General features: G+C 35.4%; 18 protein-coding genes. 11 read left to right on the top strand and 7 right to left on the bottom strand.

Annotated elements, in window-relative coordinates:
* Window positions 1–91 precede the first annotated feature (91 nt).
* The 8 genes from hutG (at window position 92) to Q73A0000_RS14190 (ending at window position 9,028) form a co-directional block, all read left to right on the top strand.
* On the top strand, window positions 92–1,012 hold the full coding sequence (hutG, locus tag Q73A0000_RS14225) for a formimidoylglutamase (RefSeq protein WP_193811592.1): 921 nt from the start codon (window positions 92–94) through the stop codon (window positions 1,010–1,012).
* Between the two features lie 316 nt (window positions 1,013–1,328).
* A complete protein-coding gene (locus Q73A0000_RS14220) occupies window positions 1,329–3,098 on the top strand; it encodes a GEVED domain-containing protein (RefSeq protein ID WP_193811591.1) in 1,770 nt (589 codons plus the stop codon).
* 279 nt (window positions 3,099–3,377) lie between these two features.
* Complete coding sequence (locus tag Q73A0000_RS14215; RefSeq protein ID WP_002976354.1) at window positions 3,378–3,617, top strand: acyl carrier protein; 240 nt, start codon at window positions 3,378–3,380, stop codon at window positions 3,615–3,617.
* A 27-nt stretch (window positions 3,618–3,644) separates the two neighbouring features.
* Window positions 3,645–4,889 carry a beta-ketoacyl-ACP synthase II gene (gene fabF / locus Q73A0000_RS14210; RefSeq protein WP_193811590.1) on the top strand — a complete coding sequence of 415 codons (1,245 nt, stop codon included), beginning with the start codon at window positions 3,645–3,647 and terminating at the stop codon, window positions 4,887–4,889.
* A 15-nt stretch (window positions 4,890–4,904) separates the two neighbouring features.
* Window positions 4,905–5,669: a ribonuclease III gene (gene rnc, locus Q73A0000_RS14205; protein WP_193811589.1), complete on the top strand. Its 765-nt coding sequence runs from the start codon at window positions 4,905–4,907 to the stop codon at window positions 5,667–5,669.
* Window positions 5,644–6,114: an IPExxxVDY family protein gene (locus tag Q73A0000_RS14200; RefSeq protein ID WP_193811588.1), complete on the top strand. Its 471-nt coding sequence runs from the start codon at window positions 5,644–5,646 to the stop codon at window positions 6,112–6,114. The genes rnc and Q73A0000_RS14200 overlap by 26 nt, the downstream gene beginning before the upstream one ends.
* Entirely contained in the window at window positions 6,107–7,552 is a 1,446-nt protein-coding gene (pyk, locus tag Q73A0000_RS14195) for a pyruvate kinase (protein ID WP_193811587.1), read from the top strand. The genes Q73A0000_RS14200 and pyk overlap by 8 nt, the downstream gene beginning before the upstream one ends.
* Window positions 7,553–7,828: 276 nt before the next feature.
* The gene (locus Q73A0000_RS14190; RefSeq protein WP_193811586.1) at window positions 7,829–9,028 is read left to right on the top strand and encodes a hypothetical protein; all 1,200 of its coding nucleotides are present in this window, start codon (window positions 7,829–7,831) and stop codon (window positions 9,026–9,028) included.
* 77 nt (window positions 9,029–9,105) lie between these two features.
* Here the strand turns inward: Q73A0000_RS14190 and groL are convergent, their stop codons facing one another.
* The 4 genes from groL to Q73A0000_RS14170 form a co-directional block, all read right to left on the bottom strand.
* Window positions 9,106–10,725 carry a chaperonin GroEL gene (gene groL / locus Q73A0000_RS14185; RefSeq protein ID WP_193811585.1) on the bottom strand — a complete coding sequence of 540 codons (1,620 nt, stop codon included), beginning with the start codon at window positions 10,723–10,725 and terminating at the stop codon, window positions 9,106–9,108.
* A 104-nt stretch (window positions 10,726–10,829) separates the two neighbouring features.
* Window positions 10,830–11,108 (bottom strand): co-chaperone GroES, encoded by a 279-nt coding sequence (gene groES, locus Q73A0000_RS14180; protein WP_193811584.1) that lies wholly within the window; start codon window positions 11,106–11,108, stop codon window positions 10,830–10,832.
* Window positions 11,109–11,464: 356 nt separating this feature from the next.
* On the bottom strand, window positions 11,465–11,692 hold the full coding sequence (locus tag Q73A0000_RS14175; protein ID WP_193811583.1) for a hypothetical protein: 228 nt from the start codon (window positions 11,690–11,692) through the stop codon (window positions 11,465–11,467).
* Between the two features lie 69 nt (window positions 11,693–11,761).
* Entirely contained in the window at window positions 11,762–14,128 is a 2,367-nt protein-coding gene (locus Q73A0000_RS14170) for a M1 family metallopeptidase (RefSeq protein ID WP_193811582.1), read from the bottom strand.
* Between the two features lie 219 nt (window positions 14,129–14,347).
* Between Q73A0000_RS14170 and Q73A0000_RS14165 the strand changes: the two genes are divergently transcribed.
* Together Q73A0000_RS14165 and Q73A0000_RS14160 are read left to right on the top strand one after the other, a co-directional pair.
* Window positions 14,348–14,773: a hypothetical protein gene (locus tag Q73A0000_RS14165; protein WP_193810755.1), complete on the top strand. Its 426-nt coding sequence runs from the start codon at window positions 14,348–14,350 to the stop codon at window positions 14,771–14,773.
* Window positions 14,712–15,740 (top strand): IS4 family transposase, encoded by a 1,029-nt coding sequence (locus Q73A0000_RS14160; protein WP_193810754.1) that lies wholly within the window; start codon window positions 14,712–14,714, stop codon window positions 15,738–15,740. Before Q73A0000_RS14165 ends, Q73A0000_RS14160 begins: the two co-directional genes overlap by 62 nt.
* Window positions 15,741–15,889: 149 nt before the next feature.
* Here the strand turns inward: Q73A0000_RS14160 and Q73A0000_RS14155 are convergent, their stop codons facing one another.
* Window positions 15,890–16,462, bottom strand: a complete 573-nt coding sequence (locus Q73A0000_RS14155) for a HupE/UreJ family protein (RefSeq protein WP_193811581.1) — start codon at window positions 16,460–16,462, stop codon at window positions 15,890–15,892.
* 51 nt (window positions 16,463–16,513) lie between these two features.
* Here Q73A0000_RS14155 and Q73A0000_RS14150 point away from each other — a divergent pair, with 51 nt between their 5' ends.
* Window positions 16,514–17,020, top strand: a complete 507-nt coding sequence (locus Q73A0000_RS14150; protein WP_244140751.1) for a DUF6702 family protein — start codon at window positions 16,514–16,516, stop codon at window positions 17,018–17,020.
* Here the strand turns inward: Q73A0000_RS14150 and Q73A0000_RS14145 are convergent.
* Both Q73A0000_RS14145 and radA read right to left on the bottom strand, forming a co-directional pair.
* Complete coding sequence (locus Q73A0000_RS14145) at window positions 17,017–17,589, bottom strand: ACP phosphodiesterase (RefSeq protein ID WP_193811580.1); 573 nt, start codon at window positions 17,587–17,589, stop codon at window positions 17,017–17,019. The genes Q73A0000_RS14150 and Q73A0000_RS14145 overlap by 4 nt on opposite strands.
* Before the next feature lie 34 nt (window positions 17,590–17,623).
* Window positions 17,624–18,970 (bottom strand): DNA repair protein RadA, encoded by a 1,347-nt coding sequence (gene radA, locus Q73A0000_RS14140; protein ID WP_193811579.1) that lies wholly within the window; start codon window positions 18,968–18,970, stop codon window positions 17,624–17,626.
* Between the last annotated feature and the right edge of the window lie 148 nt (window positions 18,971–19,118).

Below are 19,118 nucleotides of genomic sequence, written 5' to 3'. Positions count from 1 at the left end.
GTGCTTTTGAATAGCTTCTTTTTTTTAAATTATCTTTTCCCCCTTTTACGGTTTAAAGTTAATTTCTAATCATTTAATAAAATTTTCAACTATGATTTGGCAAGGACGTTTCGATGGTGAAGAACCTTTATATCACAGAATTTTTCAGAGGGTTTCTTTGGAAGATAATTATGAACTCATTAAAGAAAATGATTTTGTACTTCACGGTTTTGCCGTGGATGAAGGCGTAAAAAGAAATAAAGGAAGAGTCGGTGCGAAAAATGCTCCGGATAATATTCGTAAAAACATTTCTAATTTCCCTGTTGTGAATCCAGAATTCAATTTAAAAGATTTTGGAAACATTACTTGTGAAGATGAAAATTTAGAAAAAACCCAAAATGAACTTGCCGAAAAAGTTCAGTTCGTTTTACAAAAAGGAGGAAAATCTATTGTTTTCGGTGGCGGGCATGAAGTTACTTTTGCTCATTATTCAGGAATCAAAAAAGCATTTCCATATAAAAAAATTGGCATTATTAATATTGATGCGCATTTCGATAATCGGGAAATTGATCCCAAAATTGGTGCAAGTTCTGGAACTGGTTTTTGGCAAATCGCTCAGGAAGGGAACATTCATTCTTTACATATTGGAATTCAAAGAAACTCAAATACGCTAAAACTTTTTGACACTGCTCATCAATATGGAATGAAATATATCTTGGCAGAAGAACTTTTTTTTGAAAACCTTCCCAATCTTTATCCTAAACTTAATGACTTTATAGAAACGTCGGATGTTATTTATCTAACAATTTGCATGGATGTTTTCAATGTTTCTGTTGCGCCAGGCGTTTCAGCTTTAGCTTATAATGGAATTTTCGCGGATGCTGCGTTTATGCATCTATTCAAACATCTTCTAAAGTCTGATAAACTGATTGCAATGGATGTTGCGGAAGTAAATCCAACTTATGATATCAATGAAATCACGGCGAGATTGGCTGCCTCATTAATCAATGAATGGTTGATGCTACAAGATTAATAGCAACAACTCCCACGATTCCTCCTCTTCTTAAAATCTACTTTCCAATTCTGGGAAGTATTTTTTTTCTCATCTCAAGAATCATAAATACCAAATTTAATTACAATGACAAAAGCTCATTTTACAACTTTTAGAATTATCCTAAAACCACTAACAGAACCAATATTTAGAATTATATGTAAATAAAATCAATATTTATTAAGCATTCTTTATTAAAACACCCTTTATTATAAATATTTTATCTAACTTCGGAATTCAAAATAATTGTTTCACTAAATTAAATTTTATTATGAAGACAAAATTACCTTTTTTGCTGATGGCGCTATTGCCGTTTGCATCGTTTGCGCAAAACGCGCAATCAAAAGTTTCAGTTCGTCCAGGTACACAAAAAGCCGCTGTTGCAAAAAGTGCGGCGCCAAGTATGTCTTATGCTCCAGCTGCTTACTGCATACCTATGCTGGATTGCTCTGACGGAGACAGCATTACAAATGTCAATTTTGCTGGCATTAACAATACTACAAGCTGTAGTCCTAATGGCTACGGAAACTACACATCCATTGTAACTACTTCAGAATTGCTTGCCGGATCTACGTATCCCATTAAGGTAACGGTTGGCGACGGTTGGGCGTACGAAAACGTATCTGTATGGATTGACTACAACAAAAATGACATTTTTGAACCGTCGGAATTCACTTATATTGGGAACGTAAATAATATTCCTTCTGGCTATGTAGTACCTGGTAATATTACTATTCCTACAGGTACTGCAAATGGAGACTACCGCATGCGCGTAAGAGTTCACGCAAATTCAGCTTCTGAGACTGACAATACTTTGGCTTGCGATGAAGAAGAGTTCTATGGGGAAACTGAAGATTACACCTTAAAAATTGGTGCAACCGCTCCAACCGGATGCCTAACTTCACCAAATGGGGCATATCCAACTGCCGCATACACTCCTGTCTGTAACGGCACAGCAACTGCAATTAGTACGTTATGCTATGCAGGAGAATATTCTACTGTGAATGTCACTACTGGAACACAATACACTTTCTCACTTTCTAAACCTACCTATTTTATTACGATTGCGAATAGCACTGGTACTACAGTTTTAGGTTCAGGAACCGGAAGCTTAACTTGGACTTCCACCGTCACTGGCCCAGTTAGATTCTACTCGCACACGAACGACAGTTGTGGTAGTGGCTCAAGTGAGACAATGCATTCAAGGTTGATTAAATGTGGATCAGTTCCTGTAGAGCCAATTTATGGTTGTGATCAAAACTACACAGGTGTTCCAGATTTAGCAAGTAACATCACTAAAACCTTGACAGGCAGCACTTCATCTTATGCAGTAGCAAACGACTTCTTCGTTCCAAAGGCAAGTGCTCAGTATAAGATACAAACAATCACCGCGAACATGGTTCCACTATCTGGAGGAGCTGATATTGCATCATTTGACGTGAAAATAATGAGTGATAACGGAAGCAAAGCTCCTGGAGCTGTCGTTAAAAGCTGGACCGGCGTTGTACCTGTAAGCATAACTACTTTGCCGGATCTTTTTGCAGGTTACGCAACTTATCAAGTAAAATTAGACTTGGCTAATTATGAACTCCCTGTAAACACAGCTGCAGATACCAGATACTGGATATCTCTGCAAGCAAATTCAGCAACTTCAACTAGCATCTATTGGATTGGCTACAGATATACAGAAGGTTGGGTAACTGCACCAAATTACCAATCGACCAATGGCGGAACCTCATATGTTATGGCAACTGATACCAATTCTCCAGGAGTACATTTTGAAAGCATTTGGTCAATAGATGCAGAATGCTCCGTTGCAGCTGTTAGTGAAGCCGGAAATAAAAATCTTTCTTTCTTCCCTAACCCAGTGAAAGATTTCTTGACCATCAATTCGAAAAAAGCAATTGAGACTCTACACATCTATAATGTAGCAGGTCAGAAAATGCCAGTAGCTTCAAAATTAGTAAACGGTAAAGTAGACATGAGCAGATTAGCTCCAGGTGTTTATATTATCAGCACTATTCTTGAGGGTGGTATTAATGAATCATTCAAAGTGATTAAAAAATAATTAAAAAACATTATTGAAGATAGCCCGATATTTGTCGGGCTATCTTTTTTTTAAACCATAACATTAAAATTAATGGCCTTTTCAATAAAGACAGCAAATTCTTTAACGACACTTTCAGGAAATATTCTTAAATTTGCACCGGAGTTATGGCAAACACGTTTACCATGTATTAACAAATTTAATCAAAGCTTAACACTTTAATTATAATTAAAAAAACTTCAAATCATAAAGAATTTTATATATTTGCACAAATTAACAATTAATTAAAAATAACTTACTATGTCAGACATTGCATCAAGAGTAAAAGCTATCATCGCTGATAAACTCGACGTTGAAGAAACAGAAGTAACTCCAGAAGCTAGCTTCACTAACGATTTAGGAGCTGATTCTTTGGATACTGTAGAATTAATCATGGAATTCGAAAAAGAATTTAACATTCAGATTCCTGATGATCAAGCAGAAAAAATTACTACGGTAGGACACGCTATTGCTTACATTGAAGAAGTAGTGAACAAATAATATTCTATCAACAAAGAAAAAAAATTTATGGAATTAAAAAGAGTAGTTGTAACCGGCTTTGGCGCGATTACGCCTGTTGGAAAAAACGCTAAAGAATACTGGGAAAGCCTTGTAAAAGGTAAGAGCGGAGCCGCTCCTATTACTCTTTTTGATGCCTCTAAATTCAAAACCAAATTCGCGTGTGAAGTCAAAAACTTTGATCCATTAGAACATTTTGATAAGAAAGAAGCTAAAAAGATGGACCGTAACACGCAATTAGGTCTTGTTGCTGCAAGAGAAGCCGTAGAACATTCGGGTATCATCTCTGACAGCTTAGACAAAAATCGTGTAGGCGTAATTTGGGGTTCTGGTATCGGTGGATTAGAAACTTTTGAAAAAGAAGTATTAGGTTGGGCGAATGCAGACATTCCAAGATTTAATCCTTTCTTTATTCCAAAGATGATCGTCGATATTACACCAGGACATATTTCTATAGAATATGGTTTTCATGGTCCAAACTATGCTACTGTATCTGCATGTGCATCTTCTGCAAACGCAATGATCGATTCTAAAATGCTGATTCAATTAGGAAAAGCTGATGTAATCGTATGTGGTGGTTCTGAAGCTGCAGTGACAGCAAGTGGCGTTGGTGGATTTAATGCAATGATGGCACTTTCAACAAGAAACGACGATCCTAAAACTGCCTCAAGACCATTTGACAAAGACAGAGATGGATTTGTTCTTGGTGAAGGAGCAGGTTGTATTATTTTGGAAGAATATGAGCACGCTGTAAAACGTGGTGCAACTATTTACGCTGAATTAAAAGGCGGTGGAATGAGTGCAGATGCCTATCACATGACAGCACCACACCCTGAAGGTTTGGGCGCTTATCTTGTAATGAAAAATTGTTTAGAAGACGCTGGCATTACTGCCGATGAAGTAGATCACATCAATATGCATGGGACCTCTACTCCATTGGGAGATATCGCTGAATCTAATGCGATTTCAAAATTATTGGGAGAACACGCTTTCGACATTCAAATTAATTCTACCAAATCGATGACTGGTCATTTACTTGGCGCAGCGGGAGTTATTGAAGCGATTGCAGCAATACATACTATTATTCACAACATCGTACCACCTACTATCAATCATTTTACTGATGATGAAAGAATTGACAGCCGATTGAATTTTACATTTAATCACGCCGTTGAGAAAGAAGTGAAAGTTGCGATGAGTAATACTTTCGGTTTCGGCGGACATAATGCTTGTGTACTCTTTACCAAAATTTAAGACCCTAAAAACTCCATGGAGTTAAAGAAATACATTTCTAAATTCCTAGCAAAGAGAAAGAAAAATCTATCGGAGAAAGACTATTATTTAAGCAACGAAATGGCCAAAATTACTGGTCATGCCGTTCAAGATATTAATCTTTACCGGGAAGCATTTTCTTTAAAAACCTCATCTAAAAATAAGCAAAGTAAAAACTACGAACGTCTTGAGTTCTTAGGAGATTCTGTGTTGGGAACTATTATTTCCTGCCATCTTTTTGCGACCTATCCTGATGCCAATGAAGGATATCTCACCCAGATGAAGTCGAAAATTGTTAACAGAAAAAACCTTAATAAATTAGGGAACGAACTTTCTCTGACAAAGTTTTTGCAGAATGAATCTAATACGTCTCTCAGTGAAAATATCGCTGGGAATCTTTTTGAAGCCTTAGTTGGAGCAATTTATCTCGATTTGGATTACGATACTTGCAGAAAAATAATTCTCGATCGTTTATTGACACCAAAGGCAATTAATCAGCTTGAAAACAAAATAATAAGCTATAAAGGTTTATTATTAGAATGGAGTCAAAAGAAAAAAGTCGTCATTAAGTATGAGACTTTAGAAGAGGTTCAACCCAATAAAAATCTCGTTTTTAGAACTCATGTTTGGTTAGATAATGAGAAAATTTCAAATGCTACTGAAACTTCCAAGAAAAAAGCAGAAGAAAAAGCAGCACAACGAGCTTTCTATATTTTAAATAAAAAACAAAGTATTCTTGAAAACCCAAAAGTTCACTCTTGAGATTGATGAAGACGATGAAATTACCTTAGGTTTAGTTCGTCTCGTAAAAGAAGTTCCAGATTACGAACTTTTTTATCATCTTAATATACTTAACCCTTTCAAGTTTACCCGAATTGCAGATTTAATTTACCGCGGAAAACATTACGATTACTATTTTCCAAGGTTTCAGTCATTTCACCTTGATACTCAAATCTGCATTCACTTTATTGCAAATCAGTCAAGTCAAAGCATTCAAAAGAGCCTTCCGGTAGAACTGTTTAATACAGAGGGAGATACAAAATATTTACTCGATCACTTTCCAGATGTTAACTACCTGATTACGACTTCGGAACCATTTGACGATTTTTCACTAATTTTGCTGCCTGAAAACCTTCTGTTTCAAATACAGCATTTTCAACTAAGCCCTAACGAGGAGCTTTATCAATTAATTCAATACTATGAATAAATATATAAAAAAAACAAAAATCATCGCGACCTTAGGTCCTGCATCTTCTGATAAAGAAACAATGATGCAGTTGGTTCAGGCCGGTGTCGATATTTTTAGAATAAATTTTTCTCACGCTGACTATGATATCGTACAAAAAAATGTAGACACCATCCGTGAAATTAATAAAGAGCTAGGACAATCTGTAGGAATCTTAGGAGATTTACAAGGTCCTAAACTTCGTGTTGGTGTAGTAAAAGAAGGATCTTATTTGAATCCTGGCGATATCTTAACTTTCACCAATGAAAGAATAGAAGGAGATTCCACGAGAGTTTATATGACTTATCAGAAGTTTCCGCAAGATGTAAAAGTTGGGGAAAGAATTTTGATTGATGACGGAAAATTGGTTTTAGAAGTAACCGAAACCAATAATGTTGATACTGTAAAAGCAAAGACCATTCAAGGTGGACCGCTTAGTTCTAAGAAAGGGGTAAACCTTCCTAATACGAATGTTTCACTTCCCGCTTTAACCGAAAAAGATATTGAAGATGCCAACTTTATACTTGATTTAGAATTAGACTGGATTGCTTTATCATTTGTTCGTCACGCACAAGATATTATTGATTTAAAAGAAATCATTAAAAATCACCCTACTAACAAACAGAAAACTCCAATCATTGCAAAAATCGAAAAACCTGAAGGTGTAAAAAACATCGAACAGATTTTGTTAGAATGTGATGGGATTATGGTTGCGCGTGGTGATTTGGGCGTAGAAGTTCCCATGGAAGAAGTTCCTGCGATTCAAAAAAACTTAGTTGAGAAAGCGCGCAAGCATTCAAAACCAGTGATTATTGCAACGCAGATGATGGAAACCATGATTAACAGTTTAACACCGACCAGAGCGGAGGTAAACGACGTTGCGAACTCTGTATTAGATGGCGCTGATGCAGTAATGCTTTCAGGTGAAACTTCTGTTGGAAGATATCCTGTAGACGTCGTAAAAAACATGTCGAAAATTGTAAAAAATATCGAGCAAACTCATTTTTACAGAACCAAAAACTCACCAATTGAACATGAGTTTGATTGTATTGATGAACGTTTTATTACCAAAAGAATTTGTTTGGCTGCGGTAAGAATTGCAAAAACCACTAATGTTGAAGCGATTGTTACTTTAACCTATTCCGGTTATACTGCCTTTCAGATTTCTGCGCACCGACCCAATTCAAATATCATCGTATTCAGTTCAAACAAACGTGTTATCACGATGTTAAATCTATTGTGGGGCGTTCGTGCTTTCTATTATGATATGCAGAAATCAACGGATGAAACCATCATCCAGGTGAATATGTTAGCGCATACTTACGGTTATGTAGAGCAAGGCGATTTTGTTTTGAATCTTAATGCAACGCCAGCATATGAAGATGGAAAAACAAATACTTTAAGATTAACAACGATTTAATTCGTTTCAAATATTTAAAAAAATTGCGTTCTTTTTGAACGCAATTTTTTTTATTTCTATTTTTAGAGAGCTTCTTAAATCCTTATTATTTTCAATACAATTTTGAAAATAAAAAAAGACGAAAAAAAAGTTGGTGTACTTTTTATCCGCCTTTCCTAAAAGTTTACTTTTATCATTTGTGTTTAGATTACAAAAATAAGATTTAAAGCTATTTTTTCTCAGTACAAGTTTGTACATTAGACTCAGCTAAATCTGTCTCAACAATTTGAAAAGTAAATGGATACCGAAAAAAGAGTCTTAAATGAATTAAGGATCGCAGTATCCAAAAGGTTGGGAAAAGAAATTTCTTCTTCAATACATTGTGATGAGCTCTCCTCAGAAATCAGTAAAATAGGATTCATTATTAACCCGCAAACCTTTCGCAGGTTTTTTAATCTCATCAAAAATAGCGGCAAATTTCACATCTATACTTTAGATACATTATCGAAATATTGTGAATTCAACGATTACGCCGATTTTAAGAAAAGCCTTATTGAAAGTGAATTAGATTTATTCTTAGGAGACTTAGGAACAGAAAGTAAAGATTTAAATTATTGGGCATTAAGTAAAGATTTGTGTCAAAAAATTTCAGACTCACCTTCACTACTTGCCAATGTTCATCACAAATTATTAAAATATCCTTTAGCGCGAACTTTCTTTATGGAACATCATCCGATGCGGGATTTAGCCGGAACTGTTTATGCTCAGTATTTTCAGGATTATCTGAAATATGAAGATAGTAATGAAGCAAAACTATTTGCGTTTGGTTTTCTTTATATGGGTGCATTCTTGACCGAAAATGAAGAATTTATGAGTGTTTATTCTCGAAGAATAAGAGAAACAGAACTTAGTCCAGAAGTTTATGTTTTACCAGCCGCCAGAAAATTTGGAGTTCTACTCATTCAGTCATGGATGAAGAAAGACGAGGACGGATTCTCTGAGATTTATAAAGAAATGCTAAAGGCGAGGGAAGATTACAAAGACGTTTCAAAGAAATCAGTTTGCAGTTTTGAGTATGCCGTTTTAGAACATTTAATTTTTACAGATAAAACGGAGGAGATGCGGTTTTTAATTGAGCACAACACTTTTCAAGTTTATAACGATCGAGAATTTGTACCGCAGGACCGAAAAGAAAATCACGATGTCTGCTGGAATATTATGTGTGCTATGGCTTATTTAAAAATGAAAGAATACACAGAATGTGAAAGATATCTAAATCAAGTAAATCTGGAAAATCTTTCTCTTGGTTGGAAAAAACACTACTCCATTCTTTATTATTTTGTAAAATATGAATTTGCAGATTCTGAGGATAAGTTTACAATCGAAAATAAACTTGCCCAACTCATTGAAGAAACTCACTTTACTTACTACGCTGAAAAGCTGTGCCTTTTGAGAACCAAACCAACTAAAAAGGAAAATTCCATCAAAGCATCTTAGCAAAACAAAAAAAATAATCCGCTCAAAAAATTGAACGGATTATTTTTTTTTATTATGATAACCTTAAAGGTTTATGATTACATCATTCCCGGCATGCCACCCATTGGCATTGCTGGTTCTGCGCTTTTCACTTCTGTGATTACACACTCTGTCGTCAACAACATTCCAGAAACGGAAGCTGCATTTTCTAAAGCAACACGAACTACTTTCGTAGGGTCGATAATTCCTGCTTCGTACATATTCACGTACTCATCAGTTTTTGCATTGAATCCAAAATCAGCTTCACCTTCAGCTACTTTTGCAACAATTACAGAACCTTCTCCACCTGCATTTTCAACAATTTGTCTCAATGGCTCTTCAATCGCTCTTTTAACAATTTTGATACCTGTTGATTCGTCCATGTTTTCACCTTCGAAATTTAATGCTGAAATCGCTCTTACTAAAGCTACTCCACCACCAGCTACGATACCTTCTTCAACTGCAGCTCTTGTAGCGTGAAGCGCATCATCAACTCTGTCTTTTTTCTCTTTCATTTCAACTTCAGAAGCTGCTCCAACATAAAGAACTGCAACTCCACCAGCTAATTTCGCCAATCTTTCTTGCAATTTTTCTCTGTCATAGTCAGAAGTAGTAGTTTCCATCTGCGCTTTGATTTGGTTTACTCTACCTTTAATTTGCGCTTCATCTCCACCACCATTTACTAAAGTTGTATTGTCTTTATCAATCGTTACTTTTTCAGCAGTTCCTAACATTTCCAAAGTAGCGTTTTCCATGGTAAAACCTCTTTCTTCAGAAATAACCTGACCACCAGTTAAGATTGCGATATCTTCTAACATTGCTTTTCTTCTGTCTCCAAATCCTGGAGCTTTCACTGCAGCGATTTTTAAAGATCCTCTTAATTTATTTACCACTAAAGTTGCCAAAGCTTCACCTTCAACTTCTTCAGAGATAATCAATAAAGCTCTTCCTGATTGAGCTACTGGCTCTAAAATCGGAAGTAAATCTTTCATTGAAGAGATTTTTTTCTCTACTAAAAGAATATAAGGATTTTCTAATTCAGTAACCATTTTCTCTGGGTTAGTTACGAAATAAGGTGACTGATATCCTCTGTCAAACTGCATTCCTTCTACAACGTCAACCGTTGTATCAGTTCCTTTAGCTTCTTCAACGGTAATAACTCCTTCTTTACCAACTTTCCCGAACGCTTCTGCGATCAAAGCTCCAATGGTATCGTCGTTATTTGCAGATATTGCAGCAACTTGTTTAATTTTTTCTGAAGAATCACCAACTTCTTTAGACTGAGATTTTAAATTGGCTACAACAGCTAAAACTGCCTTGTCAATTCCTCTCTTCAAATCCATTGGGTTTGCTCCTGCAGCAACGTTTTTCAAACCTTCGCGAACGATTGCCTGAGCTAAAACGGTAGCGGTAGTTGTACCGTCTCCAGCGATGTCATTGGTTTTAGAAGCAACTTCTTTCACCATTTGAGCACCCATATTTTCAACTCTGTCTTCAAGTTCAATTTCTTTTGCAACAGTAACACCGTCTTTGGTTACGTGTGGTGCACCGAAAGATTTTTCGATTACTACGTTTCTACCTTTTGGACCTAAAGTTACCTTTACTGCGTTCGCCAATGCATCAACACCTCTTTTCAAAGCGTCTCTTGATTCAATATCGAATTTTATTTCTTTTGCCATTTTCTTATTTGTATTAAATGTACTTTGCTATATATAGCGAGTACTGTTTTTACGTTACTAATTAATTTTTATGCTGGATTCAATGTACGTTGTACAAGAATATACTATCCAAGAATTCCTAATAAATCACCTTCTTTTACGATAAGGTAATCTTTACCATCTAACTTCAATTCAGACCCTGAATATTTTCCGTAAAGAACTTTGTCTCCTACTTTTACTGTAGTTGGCTCATCAATTTTTCCAGGTCCTACAGCAACTACAGTTCCTTCCTGTGGTTTTTCTTTTGCAGTGTCTGGGATAATAATTCCTGATGCGGTCGTAGTTTCAGCAGCGGTTGGCTCTACCAAAACTCTATCTGCTAATGGTTTGAAATTTACTGACATATTTTTGTTTTTAAATTATTAATTATACTGAAGTGTTTTTCTCTAAAAGAATGCCAACCAAAATTTACTGCACATCTGTCAGATGAAAAATAGGAGTATGAAATAATGGCAGAAATAAACCATTCAAATATTTGAATGGTTATGAATATTTAACTGTTTTTTCTTTTCCTTTTCTTGTTTTTTATTTTATTAGATTTTAATAAATCTTTCGCTAAATCTATTGATAGACAACATATGTTACCAAAACTAGAATTCTTCAAATGTTTTTGATAAGAATTAATGAAATTAAAATACGCACGCTTTGCTTTCAAATGCTTTTTAGCATCTAACAAAATCGAAAAAAAAGAAGTTCTGTATTACTGAGCGAAAATATCATCAACGTAATCTCTGAGTAAATCATCGGAAACATAGATTTCGAAATCAAGTTCTTGCATTTCCTTTTTTCTACGTTCATTTTCCTCAGGATTTCTTCTATCAAATATATTTTGAACAATTCCTTCCTTCATCGCATCATAATCGACTTTAGATCTATGCGGAAAAGCCACCAAACTGTTTCCTTTTTCATCCGCAGGATAAAACCACAAACTTTTACTAAGTTTTTTCTTTCCAGTCGCGGGAATTTAAAATCACTCATAATGCTCATTATGTCATTACTATTTCTTTCCAGCAGCTTGCATTGGATTAACTCTTCCGTTAGCAGCACCTCTTGCAGAGCCTTCATGTTTTTGCTTAAAGACTTGAAACTTCGAAGTCGGTTCTGCGATCTCTCCCCAGAAATTATTTGAAGTATCTATATCTGCAGTTTCACGCATTGGATCGAGTTGAACAGATTTTAACTTTTTATCAAAGTAATAGGTTTTAGAAATCTTCTGTTCATTCTTTCTCCAGATTTGAGCCGATGATTTATCATTTAATTTAGATCCATCTTCAAAAGTAAATTCTAAAATAATAGGCATTACCAAGCCACCTTTATTAACGAAATCAATTTGATAAGCATAGATGTTTTCTAATTTAGATTTGTCTTTTTGAGGAACTTTCTCATAATTATCAAACTTCATTTTGTATTCTTTCGTCTGATCAACTTTTTCTTGACCACGATTATATCTCCAATAAAAATCCTGAACATCTTTATCTGTATCAGTGTAAAAAACAATATTTTTATCTTCTTTATTGATGATTTTCGACTTGTCAACAAAAGCGTTTTGCATTGGAGCATCTACGTTATACGTGATCTCTCTGTTTTGCGGAGTCGCCTCTAAATGCGGTTTAATTGCAGTCACTTTATCAATTGCAATATCTACAGGATCGATTCCATAGAACCAACCTCTCCAAAACCAATCAAGATTTTCAGCACTGGCATCGTTCATTGTTCTGAAAAAATCTGCCGGTTCTGGATGTTTGAAAGCCCATCTTTTAGAATAAGTTTTAAAAGCTTTGTCAAACAATTCTCTTCCAACAATAGTTTCACGTAGAATATTCAATCCGGTTGCTGGTTTTGAATAAGCGTTTGGTCCAAATTGAATAATGTTTTCAGAATTGGTCATAATCGGCTCCAATTGATCTTTCGGCAATTTCATGTAATCGACAATGGTATGTGCAGGACCACGACGGGAAGGGAATTTATTATCCCACCTTTCTTCGGTCAAATATTCTACAAAAGTATTCAAACCTTCATCCATCCAAGACCACTGTCTTTCATCTGAATTAATGATCATTGGGAAAAAGTTATGTCCAACTTCGTGGATGATTACACCAATCATTCCGTTTTTAGTTCCCTCAGAATAAGTTCCGTCTTTTTCAGTTCTTCCGTAGTTGAAACAAATCATTGGATATTCCATTCCGTTGGCAGCTTCGATTGACTGCGCAACTGGATAAGGATAAGGAATTGTGTATTCTGAATAAGTTAAAATCGTATGCGCAATAACTTTGGTTGAAAATTTACGGTAGAGATTATAAGCTTCTTTCGGATATAAACTCATCGCCATCACTTCATTCTTATTTTCCGGAATAATCACTTTCATACCATCCCAAACAAATTTACGGGAAGAAGTCCAGGCAAAATCACGAACGTTTTCAGCTTCAAATTTCCAAATTTTTCTTTCTTTTGATTTAGATTTTTCAGCTTTTTTGGCTTCTTCTAAAGTTACAATTTCAACAGGTTCTTTGGCCGTCTGTGCTTGTTTCCATCTTGCCAATTGTGCCGGCGTTAGTACTTGATCATAGTTTTTTCCTGCTCCGGTTGAGGCAACGATGTGATCAGCCGGAACATTCATGGATACTTTGAAATCACCGAAAGCCAAGGCAAATTCTGCTCTGCCGGTAAACTGATTATTTTGCCAACCTTTGAAATCGCTATAAACACACATTCTCGGATACCATTGGGTAATGGTGTATAAATCATTTCCATCTTCAGGGAAATATTCATAGCCGCCACGTCCGCCCATTTTCATGCGGTCAGAGATATTATAATTCCATTCGATTTTAAAAGTAAACTTCTCTCCTTTCTTTAAAACTTTAGGAAGATCAATTCTCATCATGGTTTTGTTAACCACATAAGACAAAGGTTTTCCTGAAGCATCGGTCACTTTTTCTAAGTTAACACCGTAACCATTGTTCTTTTTAGGTAAATCAGTTGTTTTTAAATCAGCTGAACTTACTTGTTTTGGAAGAAACGACTCACTGTCATAACCTGCATTTTTAACCGAAGAATGTTCGTTCTCATCCAATTGCAACCACAAATAATCTAAATCGTCAGGCGAATTATTATAATAGGTAATGGTTTCTGAACCTTTTAAATTTCTTTTGTCCTCATCTAAATAGGCGGTAATATCATAGTCTGCACGATTTTGCCAATAACCTTGTCCCGGTGCACCAGAACCTGTACGGTAATAATTGGGAGTTGGAAGAATGGTTCCGAGTTGTTCAAACTTATTGCCGTGATTACTCGTAGGATTGTTTTTAATATCCTGTCCTAAAACAAAGGCCGAACAGAAAATAAGGATTAGTAATTTGATTTTCATAGAGGTAGAAGTTTCTAATAGTTAAGTTTCAAATTTAATTAATTTTTGGTAGCTGGAAAGACTTTTCTTTTAATAAATGAATTCGATTTCAAGATCTTCCCTGCGCCCCGACCTGAACTAATCTTTATACACATCTTTTTGCCGGTAACTGAGGATTTAAATCTCTGTAAATCAAGTGATTAAGCTTGTTTTTCACCTTGTTGTTTCGTATCTTTAAGGATGCAAAACACCTGTTGTTCAGCCATTTACACTGTAAAAGTACCCGATGTTCGAATCCAAAAAAGAATTGAATTCTCCATGAATAAAATGTTAACTTTAGGCAGTTCGATTGTGAATCGATTGTCGAGTTTACACACAGAAAAAATCGGATTTTATAGAATGCTTTCAAATACACGATTTTCACATGACGACCTTTTAGAAGGGTCATTTAAACTTTGCTTGTCCAATATGGATACCGACCATGTTTTGGCTATTCAGGATACTACAGAGTTTAATTATGGGGGATTGAAGTCTAAATTAGGACCTGATGATCCTGACATTGGACCAACAGGTTCATCTAAGATTGCTGGCTTTTTGTCACCCAATGCTTATTGTAAACCCGATTTTAAACTCGCTAATTGGTTTTTCATCAGTTCAGATTTATAATCGTACTTGGGGACAACCAGATAAAAAAGAACGAAAGTACAACCAGATAGATATTGAAGAAAAGGAATCCTATCGATGGATTAAGTCCTCTATTGAAACAAAAGAATTACTCCCTGAGAATGTTAAAGTTACTATTATTGGAGATCGCGAGAATGATATTTATGAAGACTTTGATCGGGTTCCCGATGAAAGAACCAATCTGCTAATTCGCTCTAGATGTGATAGAAACATAGTTGGAGAACATAAAAAGCTCTACAATTTACTTGATAACACTATTGTTGCAGGAAGTGTGGAAGTTGAGATTACCGGACAAAAGAATCGAAAAAAACGAACAGCTTTAATAGATGTGAAATTTACAAAAGCTAAAATTTGTGCACCAACCAGATTAAACGTTTCTCAAAAAAATATTGAAATTTATGTAATTGAAGCAACTGAAAATCCATCAACGATTCCGACCAATGAAGTTGGGATTTCTTGGAAGTTACTAACGACACATAAAATTGAGAATTTAGAAAAAGCCATCGAATGCATTAATTGGTATAAGAAACGTTGGTTAATCGAGGAACTTTTTAGAGTTATTAAAACGAAAGGATTTGAAATCGAATCAAGTCAGCTTGGAGATGGTTTTAAACTCAAAAAATTACTTGCCATGACATTAGAAGTTGCTCTGCAAGTTATGCGTCTAAAGCTATCATTAAATGAAGTGAATCAAAAACAAGACAATCTATTTAATAGCAATGAAATCAAGTTTTTAGAGAAAGTGAATAGAAAAATAGAAGGGCAAACTCAAAAACAAAAAAATCCATACAACGAACAAACGCTAGCTTGGATCACGTGGATAATTGCTCGTATCGGTGGTTGGACAGGATACAAATCGCAAGGTCCTCCAGGTTATATAACAATAAAAAATGGGTTAGATAGATATCACCAACAATATGAAGGTTTTTTAATGTTTTCTGATGATTAGGATTTGTGTATAAAGATTAGGACCTGAATGGAACTCTTTTTATAGAATTTTCAGCGTTGGATTTAGCGTTGGCAAATTCTATAAAAAAGTGGGAACCCTTCGACAAGCTCAAGATAAATTCGGGTAGAAAAAGGCGCCCAAATAAAAATTTAAATGCGCTCGAAAACCATTTGTCCGGAAAGTAGAATTGCGATGACCGAAATCCCGATAATCCAGTATTTTTGCTGGAATTTCAAATATTTTGAAAGCAGATACAACAAACCCATTACAATCAACACTACTGTAATTTGCCCTAATTCTAAACCGATGTTAAAGCCTAAAAGTGGTGCTGCAATATTTTGTTCAGAAGCCATCGTCATTCGAGCTGTATTTGCAAATCCCATCCCATGAATAAGTCCAAAAAATAAGGCTAGAAAGTAATTAATCCGCATGAGTTTTTTTTGATTTTCACGGAATAAAATATTATCGAGCGCAGTAAGAATAATGGTAATCGGAATTAAAGTTTCCACCAAATTAGAAGGAAGCCGGATCACATCAAGCACGCTCAGAGCCAAGGTAACGGAATGTCCGATGGTAAAGGCCGTGATTAAAATGAGGATTTTGCGCCAGTCTTTGTAGAAATAAACGGCCACTAAAACCAAAATAAACAATTGATGATCAAGGGCATCCCAAGAAATAATATGGTCCCAACCGAGTTTTAGGTAGAATAAGAAATCCGTCATTCTGAAATTTTTTACGAAAATAATGATTAATTTCGTCTTCTGATTTTAAAAATGATGCTTAAAAAAATTCTGTTTCTTTTCTCAATTTGTTTATTCCTTTGGTCTCCTGCAAAAGAAGTTCACCCTTATCACGTCGGTTCGGTAGAATTTAATTATAATTCAAAATCAAAAACGTTTGAAATTACGGGGAAGTTTTTTCTGGATGATTTGGAAAATGCGCTGAAAGAAAAATATGGAACTGTAGTTCATTTTAATGACCCGAAATATCAGGCGCAAATCAACGACCTTTTAAAGCAATATTGCAATGAATATTTGAAATTGAAAGCTGACAATAAGTTTTTAAAAATCAGTTATGTCGGTTTTGAAGAAGACAGTGAAGCTGTCAATATCTTCCTTGAATCAGAAGTTGTCAATCCACCAAAAAAAGTAGAAACTGCGGTAAGCTTACTTTATAATTTATATGATGATCAAATGAATATTATCCACATCATCGTTAATGGAAAACGTCAAAGCGAAAAGCTAAATTATCCAAATCGATATTTATACAAGACTTTTTAAAAACCAGCATTTATTTTTTTTGCATGTGCTAAAAGTTCTGGAAAGAAAACATCGAAATGCTTTTTTAGTTCCGGTTTATTATTCAGAAATATTTCAAAAACCGGTAAATCCTTATCTAAGTATTTCGCTTTATTTAGTACATTTTGCATTGAATATTTAATTCCAAAATCTTCTTTATAATTGTAAAGCCAGTTATCTTTCTCCATTCCATCGACCATTCTTAAAAGTCTTTCTGGAAGAAGTTCTTCATACTTTCTTAAAGCTCGATATACTTTTTCAGCATGATTTTTCAACTCTTCATCGGACAAAGAATTCGCCAGAAAGTAATCCATAGAAACATCTACAAAAGCACCGGCATATAATCTCACCAAAGGACTGAAAATTTTCTTAGCCTTGCTCAATTCCGGATGCGAATCGGTAAAAGTATCAACTTCGCGATGCAGCGTAATTCCCTCCTGCATTTTTTCGGGATAAGAAAAGCGATCTCTGTTCGGAATGACATCTTCCAAAAACTGACCAACGATTTGTTCGTCGGAGAATGCGAGATAAGAATGGGCGAGGTAGTTCATACGATTTTTGGTGTTGGATGTTGGATCCGAATTATCAAAACAAGCACTCATGAAAATCCTCAATCTTACTCACTTCCACAATTACAATTCCGCTTTTTTTCTTAGGAATTTTATTTAAGTTCGACACAAATATCTTTTCGTAACCTAATTTCTCCGCTTCAGAAATTCTTTGTTCAATCTGAGGAATCGGCCGAATTTCTCCGCTCAATCCTATTTCTCCAGCAAAACAGAAATGTTCAGAAATCGCAATATCTTCATTGGAAGAAAGAATTGACGCCACAACCGCTAAATCCAAAGCCGGATCTCCCGTTTTTATTCCGCCTGTAATATTCAGGAAAACATCTTTTGCGCCTAATTGAAAACCAGCTCTTTTTTCTAAAACTGCCAAAAGCATATTTAATCTTTTTGAATCAAAACCGGTGCAACTTCTTTGCGGAGTTCCATAAACTGCGGAACTTACCAAAGCCTGAATTTCAATCAACATCGGCCGGTTTCCCTCCAAAGTTACAGCGACAGAATTCCCAGAAAGTTCCTCGAATTTCTTGGTGATTAATATTTCTGAAGGATTTTTTATCTCTTTCAAACCTTGCGAAACCATTTCGTAAATTCCGATTTCTGCGGTGGAACCAAAACGGTTTTTACTCGCTCGTAACAATCTGAACAAATGATTTCGGTCGCCATCAAAATTCAAAACGACATCGACCATGTGTTCCAAAACTTTCGGACCAGCGATTTGTCCGTCTTTTGTAATGTGACCAACCAGGAAAGTCGGCGTATTCGTTTCTTTTGAAAATTTAATAATTTCATTTGAACATTCTCTAATCTGAGAAACTGTTCCGGGTGAACTTTCGATGGTTTGACTTTGAAGCGTTTGAATCGAATCAATAATCATAAAATCCGGCGCCAGCTTTTTAGCTTCGTGTAAAATCTTTTCCACGGAAGTTTCAGTAAAAAGAAAACAGTTCGGATTTTGAAGTTCCGTCAATCGGTCAGCACGCATTTTAATTTGCGAAGCACTTTCCTCACCTGAAACATAAAGAATTTTCTTCTTCATTTTCAAAGCGAGCTGCAACAACAAAGTCGATTTCCCAATTCCCGGTTCTCCACCAATTAAAGTCACAGAACCTAAAACAATTCCACCACCGAGAACGCGATTGAGTTCTTCAGAAGGTGTTGAAAATCTTTGTTCTTCATTGGTTTCAACTTCGATAATATTAATAATATGCTGCTTCGATCTTTCGGAAAAACTTTTCGTGGTCGATTTCGTTACAATCTCCTCCACCAAAGTATTCCACTCGCCACAATTCTTGCACTGTCCCAACCATTGCGGATAATTTGTTCCGCAATTCTGACAGATATATGCTGTTTTCACTTTTGCCATGATGCGAATTTCCTGAAATTTTTCGAAACTTCAAGGTTTTTAATGATTACGAAATAGATAATTTCAATTTTTAGGAGCAACAAAATTTTCGCTTCTTACAAAACCCGTCCCGCTGTCCGTTATATCTTTTTCTTTTTTTATTCAAAAA

It is taken from the genome of Kaistella flava (ex Peng et al. 2021) (assembly GCF_015191005.1).
GTDB lineage: Bacteria > Bacteroidota > Bacteroidia > Flavobacteriales > Weeksellaceae > Kaistella > Kaistella flava.
The sequence above is the reverse complement of the archived record's forward strand: the minus strand, read 5'-3'. Positions and strand labels throughout refer to the sequence as shown.

What these genes read in the sequence shown, in the direction of transcription:
- Q73A0000_RS14190 (WP_193811586.1), top strand. Translation starts at nt 7,829, where the DNA reads ATGGATACCGAAAAAAGAGTCTTAAATGAATTAAGGATCGCAGTATCC.
- Q73A0000_RS14145 (WP_193811580.1), bottom strand. Translation starts at nt 17,589, where the DNA reads ATGAACTACCTCGCCCATTCTTATCTCGCATTCTCCGACGAACAAATC.
- fabF (WP_193811590.1), top strand. Translation starts at nt 3,645, where the DNA reads ATGGAATTAAAAAGAGTAGTTGTAACCGGCTTTGGCGCGATTACGCCT.
- Q73A0000_RS14220 (WP_193811591.1), top strand. Translation starts at nt 1,329, where the DNA reads ATGGCGCTATTGCCGTTTGCATCGTTTGCGCAAAACGCGCAATCAAAA.
- Q73A0000_RS14170 (WP_193811582.1), bottom strand. Translation starts at nt 14,128, where the DNA reads ATGAAAATCAAATTACTAATCCTTATTTTCTGTTCGGCCTTTGTTTTA.
- pyk (WP_193811587.1), top strand. Translation starts at nt 6,107, where the DNA reads ATGAATAAATATATAAAAAAAACAAAAATCATCGCGACCTTAGGTCCT.
- Q73A0000_RS14150 (WP_244140751.1), top strand. Translation starts at nt 16,514, where the DNA reads ATGATGCTTAAAAAAATTCTGTTTCTTTTCTCAATTTGTTTATTCCTT.
- Q73A0000_RS14155 (WP_193811581.1), bottom strand. Translation starts at nt 16,462, where the DNA reads ATGACGGATTTCTTATTCTACCTAAAACTCGGTTGGGACCATATTATT.
- groES (WP_193811584.1), bottom strand. Translation starts at nt 11,108, where the DNA reads ATGTCAGTAAATTTCAAACCATTAGCAGATAGAGTTTTGGTAGAGCCA.
- Q73A0000_RS14215 (WP_002976354.1), top strand. Translation starts at nt 3,378, where the DNA reads ATGTCAGACATTGCATCAAGAGTAAAAGCTATCATCGCTGATAAACTC.
- hutG (WP_193811592.1), top strand. Translation starts at nt 92, where the DNA reads ATGATTTGGCAAGGACGTTTCGATGGTGAAGAACCTTTATATCACAGA.
- rnc (WP_193811589.1), top strand. Translation starts at nt 4,905, where the DNA reads ATGGAGTTAAAGAAATACATTTCTAAATTCCTAGCAAAGAGAAAGAAA.
- groL (WP_193811585.1), bottom strand. Translation starts at nt 10,725, where the DNA reads ATGGCAAAAGAAATAAAATTCGATATTGAATCAAGAGACGCTTTGAAA.
- Q73A0000_RS14160 (WP_193810754.1), top strand. Translation starts at nt 14,712, where the DNA reads ATGCTTATTGTAAACCCGATTTTAAACTCGCTAATTGGTTTTTCATCA.
- radA (WP_193811579.1), bottom strand. Translation starts at nt 18,970, where the DNA reads ATGGCAAAAGTGAAAACAGCATATATCTGTCAGAATTGCGGAACAAAT.
- Q73A0000_RS14165 (WP_193810755.1), top strand. Translation starts at nt 14,348, where the DNA reads ATGCAAAACACCTGTTGTTCAGCCATTTACACTGTAAAAGTACCCGAT.